16 protein-coding genes and 1 riboswitch are annotated in these 17,194 nt (G+C 30.1%); all 16 genes read right to left on the bottom strand.

Features of this window, described 5'->3' with window-relative positions; genetic code table 11:
* Positions 1-107: 107 nt before the first annotated feature.
* A riboswitch (cyclic di-GMP riboswitch) is annotated at positions 108-183 on the bottom strand.
* Between the two features lie 46 nt (positions 184-229).
* On the bottom strand, positions 230-871 hold the full coding sequence (locus K337_RS0115135; RefSeq protein ID WP_028857340.1) for a Crp/Fnr family transcriptional regulator: 642 nt from the start codon (positions 869-871) through the stop codon (positions 230-232).
* A 502-nt stretch (positions 872-1,373) separates the two neighbouring features.
* Positions 1,374-1,868: a flavodoxin family protein gene (locus K337_RS0115140; RefSeq protein ID WP_028857341.1), complete on the bottom strand. Its 495-nt coding sequence runs from the start codon at positions 1,866-1,868 to the stop codon at positions 1,374-1,376.
* Positions 1,869-1,900: 32 nt separating this feature from the next.
* Positions 1,901-2,290, bottom strand: a complete 390-nt coding sequence (locus K337_RS18750) for a YbaY family lipoprotein (protein ID WP_051251827.1) — start codon at positions 2,288-2,290, stop codon at positions 1,901-1,903.
* A gap of 13 nt (positions 2,291-2,303) precedes the next feature.
* Entirely contained in the window at positions 2,304-3,338 is a 1,035-nt protein-coding gene (locus K337_RS19405) for an OmpA family protein (protein ID WP_028857342.1), read from the bottom strand.
* 645 nt (positions 3,339-3,983) lie between these two features.
* Positions 3,984-4,628 (bottom strand): Crp/Fnr family transcriptional regulator, encoded by a 645-nt coding sequence (locus K337_RS0115160; protein WP_169712895.1) that lies wholly within the window; start codon positions 4,626-4,628, stop codon positions 3,984-3,986.
* 404 nt (positions 4,629-5,032) lie between these two features.
* Positions 5,033-5,680 (bottom strand): Crp/Fnr family transcriptional regulator, encoded by a 648-nt coding sequence (locus K337_RS0115165; protein ID WP_028857344.1) that lies wholly within the window; start codon positions 5,678-5,680, stop codon positions 5,033-5,035.
* Positions 5,681-5,876: 196 nt separating this feature from the next.
* On the bottom strand, positions 5,877-6,683 hold the full coding sequence (locus tag K337_RS0115170; RefSeq protein WP_028857345.1) for a mechanosensitive ion channel family protein: 807 nt from the start codon (positions 6,681-6,683) through the stop codon (positions 5,877-5,879).
* A gap of 59 nt (positions 6,684-6,742) precedes the next feature.
* Entirely contained in the window at positions 6,743-7,600 is an 858-nt protein-coding gene (locus tag K337_RS0115175; protein ID WP_028857346.1) for a patatin-like phospholipase family protein, read from the bottom strand.
* Positions 7,601-7,763: 163 nt separating this feature from the next.
* Positions 7,764-7,985, bottom strand: coding sequence for a hypothetical protein (locus tag K337_RS0115180; RefSeq protein ID WP_028857347.1), 222 nt, complete (start codon positions 7,983-7,985; stop codon positions 7,764-7,766).
* Positions 7,986-8,710: 725 nt separating this feature from the next.
* Positions 8,711-9,058 (bottom strand): RidA family protein, encoded by a 348-nt coding sequence (locus K337_RS0115190; protein WP_028857349.1) that lies wholly within the window; start codon positions 9,056-9,058, stop codon positions 8,711-8,713.
* Between the two features lie 73 nt (positions 9,059-9,131).
* Entirely contained in the window at positions 9,132-10,148 is a 1,017-nt protein-coding gene (locus tag K337_RS0115195; protein ID WP_028857350.1) for a molybdopterin-binding protein, read from the bottom strand.
* A gap of 22 nt (positions 10,149-10,170) precedes the next feature.
* Positions 10,171-11,478, bottom strand: a complete 1,308-nt coding sequence (gene rpoN / locus K337_RS0115200) for an RNA polymerase factor sigma-54 (protein WP_028857351.1) — start codon at positions 11,476-11,478, stop codon at positions 10,171-10,173.
* A gap of 156 nt (positions 11,479-11,634) precedes the next feature.
* On the bottom strand, positions 11,635-12,030 hold the full coding sequence (locus tag K337_RS0115205; protein WP_028857352.1) for a RidA family protein: 396 nt from the start codon (positions 12,028-12,030) through the stop codon (positions 11,635-11,637).
* 23 nt (positions 12,031-12,053) lie between these two features.
* Positions 12,054-14,609, bottom strand: a complete 2,556-nt coding sequence (xdh, locus tag K337_RS0115210; RefSeq protein WP_028857353.1) for a selenium-dependent xanthine dehydrogenase — start codon at positions 14,607-14,609, stop codon at positions 12,054-12,056.
* A 21-nt stretch (positions 14,610-14,630) separates the two neighbouring features.
* Positions 14,631-16,004, bottom strand: a complete 1,374-nt coding sequence (hydA, locus tag K337_RS0115215; protein ID WP_028857354.1) for a dihydropyrimidinase — start codon at positions 16,002-16,004, stop codon at positions 14,631-14,633.
* 10 nt (positions 16,005-16,014) lie between these two features.
* On the bottom strand, positions 16,015-17,115 hold the full coding sequence (locus K337_RS0115220) for a 4Fe-4S binding protein (RefSeq protein ID WP_028857355.1): 1,101 nt from the start codon (positions 17,113-17,115) through the stop codon (positions 16,015-16,017).
* Positions 17,116-17,194: the final 79 nt, after the last annotated feature.

Here is a 17,194-nt window from a genome sequence, read left to right on the forward strand (position 1 = left end):
ATTTCCCTCCTAAATAAATTTAAAATATATATTATATTTCCCTTCTTACTTAACTCTTTCTAACTTTATTCAGTTCAAAATCTCAAAAAAATACAGATCTAAAAAAGATCTGTAACTGGCTGCCATTTTAGAGGCCCTATAGTTTTGCGTCACAAGATTTCCCTTGGTTTGCCAATGAGTTTAAAATATATTTGATTGAGAGATCCATTTAATTTATTCTAAAAGCCTATCAATGTAAATAATCTATATAAAATTCCTTTAATCTTTCGTAATTTAATATTTTTATGCTATTTTTAGATTTTTCAATTATGCCGTCCTTTAAAAATTTATTTATAGTAGAATAAAATCCATTCCCACTGATGTTTAAGCCTTTTATTACTTCATTATAATTTTCAATATATATATATCCCTCTTTTGACTTTTTTATTAAATAATAAGCTATAATTCCTTTGTTCCCTGAAAAACTCCTTATAGTCATTACTTCTACAGTTTCTACCCACCGTTTAGAAGTTATATTTAGAATATAATTACTAAACTTTACACTTTCCTCTAACAACCTTTTAACCATGTTAACATCTAATTTTATAGCTTTTAAAGTGTTTGTTGTAACTACTGCATCTCCCGCCCCTACTCCATTCAAAAACTTCATTATTCCTATAATATAACCTTCTGAAAGAATAGAAGCCGAAGCCAACCTTATTTTTTCTAAATTTTTAAAAAATCTAGCTTCTCCTTCTAATATAAAATAAAATTTTTCTTCTTCTTCAATCAAAGTTATAATTTCATTTTTTTTATAAATTTTTACTTTAAAATTTTTCCTTTCTTCAACGGTTAATAAGTTATAAAATGGAAATTTTTCTTTATCTTTCATAATTTCAACTTTTAATACTTATTAGTTTACAGTGTTTTTTTTCTTTCGCCCCTCAATCCATTATAATTTTTGAAATAAATAAAAATCCTCTCCTTATTTTGTAATTTAATCTTATTTATAATAACAATTTTTCTATTTTCTATCCCTACCTATAGAGATTGTTTTTTGATGATTTATATGTTATAATTATATTTTTGTTTTCCTTTTCTTCCTATCGCTATACTGATATAAATTAAATATTTTTTAGAATGCACTTCCCAATGTACTTTAACTTTGTTTACACTCGTAGTATTAAATCTTTATCAAAAACCCACGGAATAAATACTTTTATTTAGTATCCTACTCCATGGGTTATAATTTAAATTAGTAATCTATCTAAAACTTCCTATTTGAAAAACAAACTGCATCAACTAAAACACTAAGGTATAAATTCCTAAATATTATATATCATAGTATTTTTAATAATTTTAAGTGATATTTTATTGATTTTAAACTTTAAAAACTATACTAACATTTTAAAGTAGTTATAAGCATTTTCAAAATCTTTTTCATCTGGATGTTTAGCAGCTTCTTTCCATCTTTGGACATTCCCTTTGCTAGCTGAGAGTGGATTTTCAGCCGGAAGCTCTGACATCCAGGAAATTAATTTAGGATCAATTGCACCCTGGCAGTGGAAGTTTCCAATGAGGGTATTTTTATTATCCAGGAACAATTTATCTATATTTTTTATGCAGTCATTTGCATGATCAGAATTTGGATAAGCACCCAATGTAAAGAAATAAGCTATTTTTTTCTCTTTTATAGTTTCTATGAATTTAAGAGCCTTTGCATCTGCGGTCCCCTTATCAATCCATGTCCCGACAATAATAAGATCATAATCAAGATTATCTATATCTTTGATGTCACTAATTTCTCCTTTAGGAAAAGCCTTTAAAATAGACTCCGCGACCTTCTTGGTGTTTCCTGTTTTACTTGAATAAGCAATTAGTGTTTTCATTGTTACCTCCGTTATGTTTTAAATTTGATGATTTATTTTGTTTTTTTCAATATAATTACCTTTTCATCTTCTTTAAAAGGATCATATGAATCTGTCGATGTAAAAAGTAACTTTTCGTCTTTCATAATCTTAACTCTTACGTTGTATCTATGGTTTTGAATAATATCTTTTTCAGGAAAATCAATTGTTAGTTTATAAGGTAAATTCCCTGCCGGTATCTCTTGTTTTGCTATTTCAATACTAGGTGCATCTGCTTTAGAAACATCTTCTAGTATTGCTATAACTTTGGCTCCAGGTAATAACGCTATCCTCTCACGGTAAGTTGCAGTTATATTTATACTTGATTTTTTTTCTTTATCTAAATTGGAATTACAACTTACTAATGTTAAAATAGATAAAACTATTAATATTATTTTTTTCATTGTTCCTCCTATACTATTTAGCTATAAAATTAACTTCTATTCTTCTATTAGTTTTTCTTTTATTGAGAGTAGAGTTATCAGTTAAAAAATTAGTTTCTCCTAATCCTTCTGATATAACTTCAATATTTTCATTATTGATTCCTTCTCTTATTGCTTCAGCAGCTTTATCTGCTCTTTTTTTAGAAATTCTTAAATTAGCTGCTTCTGATCCTGTATTATCTGTATAAGCCCTAACTGTAAGAGTCCCAGACTCTTCGGATAAATCACTAGCAATATTTTCTAAAAATTCTTGATTGACATTCATAGGTTTGTTTTTATCCATAGAATAACCATCGGCAACAATCACGTTATTATATTTTTTTAGGATTTCGGTTCTTTCATTTTCTTTAGCAATATTTTCAGTCTCTAAAGCAGCCGCTTCTTCCTTTGTTTTATTTTCTGCAGCTATTTTAGCAGTTTCCTCAGCTTGTTGTTTTTCATACTCTGCTTTTAATGCCTCTTCTTTTTCTCTTGAGATTACATCTCTCTTATTTTCGCCGAATTTATAACCAAATTTGATTGATGCCAGGTTAGCTCTATCACCTGAATACATATGAGAACTTCCACTTAAATCCATAGATTCATAAAGTGCTTCTACAGTAATGTGACCAAATTGTTTTCCAACTCCTACAGCTCCATAAAATCCATCAATAGATTCAGAAGTATCGTACATAGCCCATCCAGCTCTCCCTACTAAATAAAATAAATCTGCTCCTATTCCATATTTACCAGTTAAATACACAGGAAATGCATTACTTTTTGTTTCAGCTAATACATTATTTTCTCCTCCAGAAAATTCAGATTTCCACTCCATTCCTATACCATAATCAAATGGGCTATTTTCTGCATTAAATAATAGTTCTGCTCCTAAACTTCCACCTTGATCAAAACTTGAAGATGAATTATTTCCTTCTCTCCAAGGTTCAAATCCACCTTTTAGTTCTAGTTGTGCCCCATAAGAAACTCCAGTAATAACTAAAGCTGCTAATAAAATTGATATTTTTTTCATTTTTTCCTCCTTATAATTGTTTTAACATTAAAATTGTACCTATTAGAAAAATTAAAATAAATTAATATTCTATTAGGAAATAATTATAACAAATCAAAATAAAATTAAAACTCACCGTTGAAATTTATTTTTTTTAAAATTTATGATATAATTAAAGTTTTTATATTTTTATACTCATTTTTAACAAACAAAATGACCTTACACATTTTAATAAAAAAATCAATCACTATAGGTCGTTATATTTGAAATAAATTTTATTATAATCTATAAATATAAAAATAAAGATCACTTAAGTGTATATTTTGATAATTTATGAAGGGAGATATTTATGGAAAATAAATTAAAGAAAAAAACAAAATGTTTAAAATGTAAAAGAGTGTTTGAAACAGAGATAGACTCTTGCGGAGTCCCTTATAATAAAATTTGTAAAGGGTGTAAAAAAAATAGAACATCACAGAATAGAGGTATTCTTTCCAGTTTCCAAAAATCTTATAATTGAGATAAATAATTAATAAAAAAGCTTTCAGAAAATTATATTCTGAAAGCTTTTTTATTTGCAGTTAAAATAGGAAAATAAGATAATTCAGAGCGTATCTAAATCTTTGAAATGTTTCTACTGCAATAAATTATTTAAATATATTTTTATTAATTTAAAAAATCCATATAAAGTTCTTTAAGCTTTTGAGCATCTAAAATTTTTATACTATTTTTTGATTTTTCTATTAATTTATCTTTAACAAGCTTATTTAACGTACTGTAAAAACCATTATGACTAATATTTAAATAGTCAATAACTTCATCATAATTTTCTATGTATAAATATCCATTTTCAGAACATCTAATTAAATAGTAAGCAATTATTCCTTTAATCCCAGAAAAATTTTTTACTGTTAAAGCCTCTACAGTTTCCATCCCACGTTTTACAGCTAAATCAAGTAAATAGCTATTAAATTCAAGACTTTCTTCTTTTAATCTTTTAATTATATTAGGGTCGATTTCTATCACTTTTACAATATCCGTTGCAGCTATAGCGTCACCAGGTGATCTTTCCCCTGTTAAAAATACCAATATCCCCAATATGTATCCCTTAGATAATATTGAAACCCCCATTAATTTTAATCTGTCTAAATTTTTAAAAAGTTTTACTTTGCCATCTAGAATGAAATAATATTTTTGTATATTTTCAAAAGAAACTAAAATTTCGCCTTTTTCATAAACTTTTAATTTTAAACTTTCTTTTTCTTCGTCTGTTAATAAATTGTAAAATAAAAAATTTTCTTTTTCGTCCATAGTTTGCTCCTTTAATTTTAATAATTTTTTATTATTCATATAAATATCCATTTATAGATTTGATTTTGAAACTAGAAGTTTCTAAAATTCAACTTTTACCATTTTCATAGATTGAAAATATACATCCCAATAATAAAAAATACTGCATCAAACACTGTATACAGTGTTTAATATTGAATCCGCATACTCAATTATTTCCATAAAATATCTCGACCTTCTAAAAAATTTTCTTATGCTCTAGCTGCCCCAATGAATACCGTCTTTATTATAATAATACAACCAAGGCAATACTTATCCTACTTATTAAATTTTTAGAATAATTGCTTTAATAGAACAACCTCAGTTATTAATATAAGAGATCCTAGAAAAACACAAAGCTATTTAGGCTATCGAAAATTAAATAGTCATTGATATAAGAAATCTGTGTAAATATCTTTAAGACCTTGAAAATCCAAAATTTTTATACTATTTTTTGATTTTTCTATTAATTTATCTTTAACAAGCTTATTCAATGTACTATAAAAACCATTATGACTAATATTTAAATATTTAATGATCACATCATAGTTTTCAATATATAAGTAACCATCTTTCGAATATTTTATTAGATTATAAGCAATTATTCCTTTAATCCCAGAAAAATTTTTTATTGTTAAAACATTTACAGTTTCCATACTACGTTTTACAACTAAATTGATTAAATAACTATTGAATTCAATACTCTCATTTTTTAATCTTTTAACTACATCATATTCTATTTCAACCACTTTTAAAGTCTCACTTAAGACTACTGCTTCATCATTTGTTCCTTTTCCTGTTAGAAACCTTAATAACCCAACTAAGTATCCTTCTGTTAATATTGAAACAGATGCTAGTAACATCTTATCAAGATTTTTAAAAATTCTAACTTCCCCATCTAGAATAAAGTAAAATTTATGTACATTTTCAAAATAAGTTAAAACCTCTCCTTTTTCATAGTTTTTTATTTTCAAACTTTCTTTTTCTTTATTTGTTAATAAATTATAAAATAAAAACTTCTCTTTATCGTCCATACTTAGCTCCTTTAAATTAATTTTTCATTTATAATAACATATTAATAGTAAAAAATTAATTTTTTTTAAGAATTATTTTGATATTTTATTAAAAATTAGGATATATAGTCATAAAAGTTATAGTCATTCTTTCCTTAAAAAATAAATAAAAAATCAGGAGTATTTCTCCTGATTTTTTATTTATTCTTATATTTTTTTACTTATCCATATGAATATCCATTTGCGGATATGGGATGGAAATTCCTGCTTTATCAAATTCAACCTTTGCCATTTTCATAGACTGGAAATAAACATCCCAATAATCAGGTGTGTTACACCAAACACGATATACAATATTTATCGATGAATCAGCATACTCTATTATTTCTACGAAAATATCTGAACTTTTTAATATTTTTTCCTGGGATTTTGCTATTTCAACTAGTACTGCTTTTGCTTTATCCAGATCGTCATTATATCCTACACCAAAGGTAATATCTACCCTCCTTGTTGAGTTTTTAGAGTAGTTCATAAGGGTTTCATTGGATAATTTCCCATTAGGGATAACGATTCTCTTATTATCTAATGTATTTAAAAGAGTAGCAAAAATTTGAATTTCTACTACGATCCCGCTAACTCCATTGGCTTCTATAAAATCACCGATTTTGTAAGGCTTAAACAGGATAATTAATACTCCTCCTGCGAAGTTAGCTAAACTTCCTTGTAGGGCAAAACCAATAGCTAAAGAAGCCGCACCTAATACTGCTACAAATGAAGCCGTTTGGATACCTAAAGTTGAAATTATTACAATGAATAAAAAAGTATATAAAAGTGTGTTAACAATAGAATGTAAGAATTTTCTCAAAGTTATCTCTGTTTTAGTAATCTCCATTTTTTTATCAACTAATAACATTAATTTACTAATAACAAACTTCCCTATAATCCATATTATGACAGCGTATAGAAGCTTAAGACCATAATCGACAAAAAGTTTAGATAGATAGTCAAAATCTATATTTTTCATGATGTACCTCCTAAAATAAATTTAATATAAAGTATTATAACAAAGATTTCAGACAAAAATTAAGTTTTTAACCACGAAAGTATTTCGTTAGAATTATTTTTAGCATCTTCATAACCTAATTTGTATAATTCTTCTATCTTTGAAATATTTTTTTCTAACCGTTTCACCTCAATATTTTTACTAGGTCTAAGAATGTATGCTTCACCTGTATTTTCAAATTTTTCTATAGTTTCCATAGTTTCGTTATAAATTTTATGACGATTTATAAGTGCTTTTGCTACTCTTGGATGTTTAGAATAAAAAAGATTTATTAAAGGTTTGCATTTAAGTGTCTTTTTTATATAACCTTTACCTTGAGTTAGTATTATAAGATGTTTTTTATTTCCAATTTTAACTGATTCATTAATTGGTATAGGATCTGCTATGCCTCCATCTAAATAAATTTGGTTGTTTATATTTACTTTCTTTGATAAAAAGGGTAGACTGGTCGACGCTATAAGTGCAGTAATAATTTCATCAAAACTTGATAAATTATCCTTAGAAAAAAAATCTGTTTTCCCAGTTAAACAATTGAATGCTCCTATTTTAAAATCTATTTTTGAATTTTTAAAAGTTGAATAATCCAGTGGTATTAATTCTTTAGCCATCTTAAAATGAGCAAAATCAGGATCAAATAAATTTCCTTTTATAATAAGGTTTTTCAAACTCATATATCTTTTGTCGTTCATATATCTTTTTTTTATCATCAAAGAACGCTTTTTTTGTTTAGAGATATAAGCTGCTGGAAATAATGCCCCCGCTGAAACGCCTACAAGAGATGAAAAATATAAATCCTGATCTATAAAATAATCTAAAACTCCTGCGGTATATATCCCTCTTAGCCCGCCGCCTTCGCAAACTAAACCGACATTTTTCATTTAATTTTCCTCCTACAACTCTTTATTATAATAATAGATATAGTATAATTATTTTTTATAAAAAAAATATATATGCCTTGTTTTTTATTTTACGATATAGAGCAGCAACGCTTATTCCTAAAGCCTCTGCTGCTCCTTTTTTTCCTCTTAACGTATCACCTTTTCATTCTGATAGAAGTATTTGAAATAAAAACATATATAGTGATGTTAGCACCAAATAAATTCCGATTAACATGTATACTTTACGAGTTTTTCTTCTCCCAATTAATTTAATCATCTTTTTTGCTTTTACGTGCCCATAAAATTCATCTAAATCTTTATGGGCTTGTAAAAATAAGTACCAGCCTGCAATAAGTACTGAAATCATAATTATATAATTCCCCATAATAGCCTCCTTGTTCTTTTATAAATTAACAGTTCAACTAATCTAGTTTATCATAATTAAAATATTTCAATCCCTCCCAACAGTGATTGCTTTACAACACTTTATATGCTATAAAATTTATTTATTTTTAATATTGAAGGTGAACCTCTTAATACCGACCTTAAATCTCTTCAATATATTGGATGTTATCTTATGAGAGCTGTTATTGCTGAATATCGAATTATTAAATTTGTGAACAATGAAGTTACATCTTGATATATCGATGTAGTTACTTAAGAAAAAATATTTCTAATTCTTTTACTATTTAAATTTATTGGAAGCCTTATTCTTCATATTAAACCTAGAGGTTTTAAAGCAATGGAAAATATGGATTTTATACCCGTAACATTAAAAGTAATCTCAAAGAAAAATTTAAATTTCTCTTTAAAAACACTTTATGGAAGAAACCCTTTAACTTGTTCTAATTATTTTTCTAAACCAAAGTTAACATCATCTCATCATAAAAAATATAGTGATCTGTATCCCCTTAGATTTCAAAAATTAAATATATCACCTTAACTTAATTTTTAAGTCTTTTTTTTATGCAGTTTTTCTAATAATCCAGTGCTTAAAACACAGCTTTTAACTTTAAATACTACTTTATTGCAAATCTCTAACTAGATTTGCTTTTATAATTTCTAATATAATAAAAAAGAAGAAGAGATGTAAAATCCCTTCTTCCAATCTTATACTGCTGCTACAACTGAAACTTCTACAAGTAACTCTTCTCTTGCCATTTTAGCTTCTACACATGCTCTGGCTGGAGTAAACCCTTCATTTACCCATTTATCCCAGATTTCATTCATATCTTGAAATAATGACATATCCTTAACGTAGATAGTAGCAGATAATATCTTATCTTTGTTTGTTCCTACGCTGGCTAGTAATTCATCTATTTTTTCAAGTGTTGTGATTGTTTGTTCCTTCATTCCTTTAGTAGAATCTTTGGCCACTTGTCCGCACAGATATACTGTATTATTGTGTACCACTGCCCTACTCATTCTTTTCTTAGTTTCATATCTTTTGATTTCCATATTATCTTCCCGCCTTTTTATTTATTTTTATCTTTAAGCCTATTTATACAGACTAAAGTTGTTGACTTATCTCTTATTTTCCAAAACTGCAATTTGGGTATCTGCATACTTCACAACTTTGACACAGCCCCCCTTGACCATATCTCATAATGTCTTCCATATTCAATTTTTCTCCGCTTAGAACCCTAGGTAATACTAGATCAAATACCGTTTTTTTACAATACATCACACAGCCAGGAAGACCCATGATTGGGATTTCATCTAAATATGAAAGTAGAAACATGGAACCTGGAAGAACAGGGGATCCATAACTCACTAATTCTCCTCCTAGTTCTATTATAGAAGCAGGTGTTAGATCATCTGGATCCACAGACATCCCGCCGGTACAAATAACCATTTCAGCACCATTATCTAGGTGTTTTCTAATAGCATTCTTTATCATCTCTTTATCATCTGAAACTATTATCTGACCAATAACATCACAACCATATTCTTTTATTTTATCTTCAACTACAGGTCCAAATTTATCTATGATTCTCCCATGGTAAACCTCACTTCCTGTTGTTACAATTCCTGCCTTCATTTTTTTAAAAGGTTTAACATTTATAAGTTTTTGATTTATAAGAGTTTTAGCTTTCTCCATTTTTTCTTTTTTTATGATAAGTGGAATAATTCTAGCTCCTCCCACCTTTTCCCCTTTTTTTACTGGGATATTTTCAGATAATGTAGCAAATGATACTTGGCCCAGCATATTTAGTTCTAAGAGTTTTTCTTTGTTTACTTTGAGTAATCCGTCAGCCTGTGCATAGAACTCTATCTTACCTTCTTTAATTTCTTCACTTAAATAGATATTTTCTCCACAACCAATCTCTCCCAAGATAATAGCCGCTTCATTTTCATGCATCTCATCATCTTTCATTTCAAATATATAGATGTGTTCTTTACCTAGTTTTAAAAGTTTTTCAATATCTATCTCTCTTATGATATCTCCCTTTTTAAAAGCTCTGCCTTTAAATTTTCCAGGTATTATTTCTGTAATATCATGTGAAAGGATATGTCCTATTGAATCTTTAACATTTATTTTTTTCATAACCCTCTCCCTATATTTTTATTTATTTGACTTCCTTCATGTATTCCCCTATTCTATTGTTTTTTGATCTTCGTTTTCGTTTTGAAGATGATGGTAATAAGATTTCTTCCCTATATTTAGCAATTGTTCTTCTGGAAATTTTTATTTTTTCTTTCAAAAGTAGTTTTGCTAAAGTTTCATCTGAATAGGGTTTATTTTTATCTTCTGTCATTACTGTTTTATAAATAATGTCTTTGATATAATCTCTTGTCATTTCATCAGTAGTACCATTATTATTTCTGGGTTTAAATTGCTTTGCAAAAAGATCCTTTAGAGTCATAATTCTTCCATCTATATCTATATCCCTGTTTTTTATAGATCTTGAGACTGTTGATTGGTGCATTTCAAGAGAATCTGCTACTTCTAAAAGTGTTAAAGGTTTTAGCTCACCACCTAGAAAGAATTCTTTCTGCCTTATAATCACTTCTTCAATAACTCTTTTCAAAGTTTCTTGACGTTGTTTGATACAGCTTATTATAAACTCTGCTCTTTTTCTGCATTTTGATATATATTTTTCATATTTTTTATTCCCGCAGGATGATTCTGATTGCTCTATGAGTATTCTAGGAATAACTTGTTCATTTAACTTTATATTTATGTTTTCACCATCTACTTTTACATATGCATCAGGAATAAGCTTCTCTCTTCTCTCTTCTATATAATACCCATTAGAAGGTATCGGATTTAAGCTCTTTATTCTTTCTATTGCTTTAATCATTTTTTTCATGTCTATCCCAACACTTTTAGCTATTTTTCGTTTGTCTCCATAAGCTAAATCCTCTAGATAGTCTTCTATTATTATTTTTTCATATATTTCATCCTCATTTAATTGTAATAAAAGGCAACTTTTTAAATCATCTCCCGCTACTCCTATAGGATCAAAACCTCTTACTATTTCTAAACATTTCTCAAAATCAAATTGATTATAAGGATGCCTCAACCAATGGCTAATATATCCCCTTGAATCTATATTATCAACTATGTATTCACATATTTCTTTCATCCTTTGAGTAAGACTTAGTTCTCCTATTTGAGAGTATAGATGGTCATAAAAAGATATCTCTTTTTCGGTAACTTCTCCATAGGGATCATACTCACTATCTTTATAACTGTTTCTTCTTCCTATTTCTCTTTTTTCTATTTTTATAAGAATATTGCTTTCCTGCTCTTTTTGTATAAATTCATTTAATTCTTTCGAATTCATTTGAAGAATTTTTAAAGAAAGCTTCATCTTTTGAGTGAGAAATAATTTTTGCGATAAACCTATTGATAAACTATTCATTAATTCCATAGCTCACACCCCCAACTACATTTTAAATAAAAGGGTCCCTTTTGTAAAATTTTATTAAAAATAATTAATAAAATAAAGAAACTAAAATATTATTTTAGCTTTTTTATTTCATGAATATATTTTAGAGGGTGCCATAAGACACCCTAAATTTTATGTCTAATCTAAGTAATTTTTTGTAAGGTATGCTGTCACTTCGATTTCTATTTTTACATCTAAAGGTAATCTAGCTACTTCGACACAAGCTCTTGCAGGTTTATTTTTATTGAAATATTCACTGTATACTTCATTTATTGCTGCAAATTCATTCATATCTTTAATAAAAACTCCTACCTTTACTACATCATTTAATGACGCTCCAGCTTCTTCCAGGATAGCCTTTACATTTTCTAATGATTGCCTTGTTTGTTCTTTAATATCCTGAGATACTAGTTTCATAGTTGATGGAACGAATGGAATTTGACCAGATACGAATAACATGTTCCCTGCTTTCATAGCCTGTGAGTAAGGTCCTACTGCAGCAGGTGCTTTTTCTGTAAAAATTGGTTCATTCATCTTTTTCTCCCTCTATTATAATTTTATTTTTTGTATGCTGTTTTCTTTAATGGTAATTCAGTTCTAAATTCACCATCAAATTTATAGTATGCTCCTTGGACTGCTGGAGCAGTAGGGATTACTACAATCTCTCCTACACCCTTAGCTCCATAAGCTAACTCTTCGGTATTTTTTTCTACAATTATTGATTTGATTTCTGGAATCTGGGTTGCTCTTAACAATCCTAAAGTACCAAATTTTACCTGTGGCATACCGTTTTCAAAAGACATTACCTCAGTGAGAGCATAACCTAACCCCATTACAACTCCGCCTTCAATCTGTCCTTCTACAGATTTAGGGTTTATAGCTTTTCCGACATCATGGGCTGCTACTACTTTTTCTACTTTCCCATTCTCATCTAATACAACTAATTGAGTTGCATACCCATAAGCTATATGACTTTTAGGATTTTCTTTATCTATTCCTATTTTATCAGTAACTCCAGAATACTCTCCGATATGATCATATCCGTTGATCTCTTTCAGTGTTTTTCCCTTGAGAGCTTTTTTCAGTTCGAATGCTGCAACTCTTACTGCTTCGCCTGTAAATACAGTTTGTCTTGATGCTGTTGTTGTTCCTGAATTAGGAGTTATATGAGTATCCGGAGTTTCTATAATTATGTTTTTAGGATCAATTCCGGTTGTCTGGCATAATATTTGCAAGTTAACAGTTCCTACTCCCTGGCCTATACATGCTGCTGAAGTTCTTAAATGGACTTTTCCATCTATGACAGTTAATCTACATTTTCCAATGTCAGGCAGTCCTACTCCTATTCCTGCATTTTTAAAGGCACAGGATAATCCTACATATTTATTTTTATCAAATTCATCCTTTACAGCTTCCAATGTTTCTACTAGCCCTGTTCCTTTATCTGCAATCTGCCCGTTTGGTAATATTTGTCCAGGCCTTATTGCATTTCTATATCTAATTTCCCACGCTGAGATTCCTACTAGTTCAGCTAATTTGTTGATATTTGATTCGGTAGCAAAAACTGATTGAGTCACTCCAAATCCCCTAAATGCTCCTCCAGGAGAATTGTTGGTATAATACGCTTTCCCGTCTACTTCAATATTATGATAGTTATATGGTCCCGATGCATGAGTACACGCCCTTTGAAGAACTGGTCCTCCTAAAGATGAATAAGCCCCTGTATCAGATAAAATAGTAGCTTTCATTGCTGTTAATATCCCATTTTCATCACAAGCTGTGGTCATTTCAATTTCCATAGCATGCCTTTTAGTGCTCACATAAATACTTTCTTGTCTAGATAAAGTTACCTGGACAGGTACCTGTAAAACATACGCTATTAACCCTGCATGATGCTGAACTGTCATATCTTCTTTACCACCAAATCCTCCACCTACTAAAGTAGAAGTTACCCTTACTTGAGATGGTTCTAGCCCTAACAATCTGCTTACTTCCCTTTGTTCGTCATATATAGACTGAGATGAAGTGTATAACTGAACTCCATCTTCTGTTGGCAGTGCTGTTGCACTTTCAGGCTCTAAATATGCATGTTCTGTTGCAGGAGTCTTGTAAACATGGGTTATTGTGTGTTTTGATTCAGCTATTGCTTTCTCTACATTTCCTCGATTCAAAGTTTGATGAAATAATAAATTTCCCTTTTCATGAATTTTTGGTGCATCTTCTTTTTTTGCTTCCTCTACAGTCAGTATTGGAGTTAACTCTTCATATTTTACTTTTACAGCTTTTTTAGCAGCTTCCAAAGTTTCTTTATCCTTAGCAGTGACTAGTGCTACAGCATCTCCTCTATACCTGGTTATTTCTCCAACTGGAATTAATGCATCCCAATCTGAGATAAAAGAAAGGTGCCCTATGTTATTAAGTCCCGGAACATCTGCTGCTGTTAATACTTTTAGTACACCTTCCATTGCTTCTGCTTCACTTACATCTATTGATATTACTCTTGCTCTAGGATATTCTGATCTTACAGCTCCTCCATAGTACATACCATCTATCCTTATATCTTCTGCATAAACTCCTTCACCTACTGCTTTAGCCGGACCGTCTATTCTATGTGCATTTGTCCCGACCATTCCTTTACACTCTCTTTTGGGAATTACTCTGTCTGTTCTTAATATTTCTGCCGCCAGTTCAATAGCTTGTTCTATTTTTACATATCCTGTACATCTGCAGATATTACCGATCAGTGCTTTTTTTATTTCTACTTTGGTTGGGCTTAGAGTTTTTAAGAATAAAGCTGTGGCACTCATAACCATTCCTGGAATACAGAAACCACATTGAACTGCCCCTGCTTCTGTAAAAGCATATGCAAATACATCTCTTTCTCTCTGGGATAACCCTTCTAAAGTAGTTATCTTTTTCCCTTCTAATTTATCTGTCTTAAGAATACACGCTTTTATAGCTTTCCCGTCTACAAGAACCATACATGTACCGCATGCTCCCTCTCTGCATCCATTTTTAGAAGCTTTTAAATCAAGGTCATCCCTTAAATATTCTAATAGATTTTTTACTTTGTCCGATTTATAAACATTTCCATTTATCTCAATTTTATACATTACTCCCCCCTAGGTATTACGCTAAAATCGATTCCTTTTTATAAATTTTCCCCGTCCTTTTTTTCCTAAAAATTTTCCGTTTTTTACTATTATTTCCCCATTAGAAATAGTCATAGTTGGGTATCCGACCAGATCTATTCCTTCATAAGGTGTATAATCAACGTTTTCATGTAAATTTTTATGTTCTATAGTCATCTTTTTTTTAGGGTCTATAATCATAAAATCTGCATCTGCTCCTAAAATAATTTCTCCTTTTTTAGGATATAATCCAAATAATTTAGCTGGTGTTGTACTTACAACATCGACAAATTTAGTTATGCTTATTCTCTTTTTAGTTACTCCCTCAGAATACATAAGAGCTATTCTAGTTTCTACCCCTGGTGCTCCATTTGGACACTTGGTAAAGTCTTTACTTCCAAGCTCTTTTTTTAATTTAAAATCAAAAGGACAATGGTCTGTTGCAACAGTCTGAATATACCCTTCAGCTATTCCTTTCCAAAGCCTTTTATTATTATTTTTTTCCCTGAGAGGAGGACTCATTATATATTTAAGGCCTCTATATTTATCCTCAAGATACTTATCTTCATTCAAAAATAAGTATTGAGGACAAGTTTCAGCATAAATATTTCGTCCCTCAGCTCTTGCTTTTTTTATCACATCTAAACCATCACCAGAAGATAAATGAACTATATATAAAGGAGCCTCTCCTGCTTCTTTAGACATTTTTATCATTCTTTCTATAGCTTCAACCTCTGCTTTTACAGGTCTTGATTTAGCATGATATATTGGTTCAACTTTCCCGTCTTCTATATACTTTTTTCTAAGTTCTTGTATTTCATCATGAGCTTCAGCATGGACAGTTGTCATTGCTCCCAAAGAACTCAGCTTTTCCATAATAACTTTCATATTTTTATCCTGTAATTTATAATCATATGTCATATAACCCTTAAAAGAAGTTATTCCATCCTCTACCATTGAGTCCATTTCATCTAATATTTCATCATTAATATGCTGGATTACCCCGTGAAAACTATAATCAATTACAGCATCTGTTTCTGCATCTGCCTTATATTTATCCAATTGGTGATGAAGTGTACACCCCTTAGGTCCAAACCCCATATGATCTATTATTGTAGTGGTCCCTCCACAAGCAGCAGCCACAGTTCCTGTATAAAAATCATCTTTTGCAACTGCTATTCCTATATCTAAATTAAAGTGTGTATGAACATCTATTCCGCCTGGCATAATGTATTGTCCATGAAGATCTACTGCTTGCCCACTATCTATAGATAAATTTTTGCCAATTTTGGATATCACTCCATTTTCTACAAGGATATCTTCTTTAAATACTTTACCACTTGTTACTATAGTTCCGTTTTTCAGTAGAAGTTTCATTGTTAACCTCCTATCTGGCAATAGTCATAGCATCTTTAGGACACTTAGATACACATACTCCACATCCAAAACATACATTAGGATCAATTACAGCCATCTTATCTTCATTTATTTTAATTGCATGGTATGGACAGAGGTTTGCACAAATACTACAGCCGATACATTTCTCTGCTTTTACTACTGGTGGTGTAGTTACATAGTTATGAGCTGTTCTATTTTCTAAATGTTTCCCTACCATTCCTCTTATATCATCTAAACTTTCATACCCATGGTCATCTAACCATTTTTCAGTCTCTCTAACTATTCTTCCAAATGCCTTAGGACCTTCAATGATTGCTTGAGTACATACTTGTACTGCTGTTGCTCCAGCCATTATGAATTCAATTACATCTTCACCTTTAGTTATTCCTCCAACTGCGAATACAGGAATATCAACTGCTGCAGATAATTCATATACTACTCTCATTGCAATTGGCTTTATAGCTGCTCCTGACATCCATCCATATCCATTCTTAGACCCCATATGAGGTTTTCCAGTTTCCAAATCGATGGAAAGACATGGTCCTACAGAGTTTATAGCTACCAATCCGTCTGCTCCATTTGCTTCTAATTGTCTTGCTACTTCACCTAAATTTTCTACACCTGGAGATACTTTCATGAATACCGGCTTCGCAGATAATTCCTTAGCTGCTCTTAATGTGTTTAACATTGGAGTTAGATCTCTTCCAACATAATGACTTGATATTTCGTATCCGTCAGCAAACTCGTCTACCATGGGTATTAATTTTCTAATATCAGCTTCTACATACCCCAATCCAATGATTAATGGCTCATTTGCTGCTTTACATCTTGCATATTCATTTTTTACCCAATGTTCTGGTGATTCTTCAGACCATAATTCTGTATTTAAAAAATGTTTCCCTTTAAAATCATGCATACATGGTTTTGGGATCTCTGCTGCTACAGATGATATAGTTTTTGCTACTACTCCTGCTGCTCCATTTTTTACTGCATTCACGCAAGTCTCAGCATCTTTTGATGGTGGTCCTGCTGCTACGATTACCGGATTTTCATACTCTAGTCCTGCGAAATTTACTTTTATATTTGCCATTTTATTCCCCCTATATTCTGTAATTTCCTCTCAATATTTTGAATAATTGATTTATCAATATCAGCGTAATATTTTAACC

Origin of the sequence: Psychrilyobacter atlanticus DSM 19335 (assembly GCF_000426625.1) — a bacterium.
Classification (GTDB): Bacteria; Fusobacteriota; Fusobacteriia; order Fusobacteriales; family Fusobacteriaceae; genus Psychrilyobacter; species Psychrilyobacter atlanticus.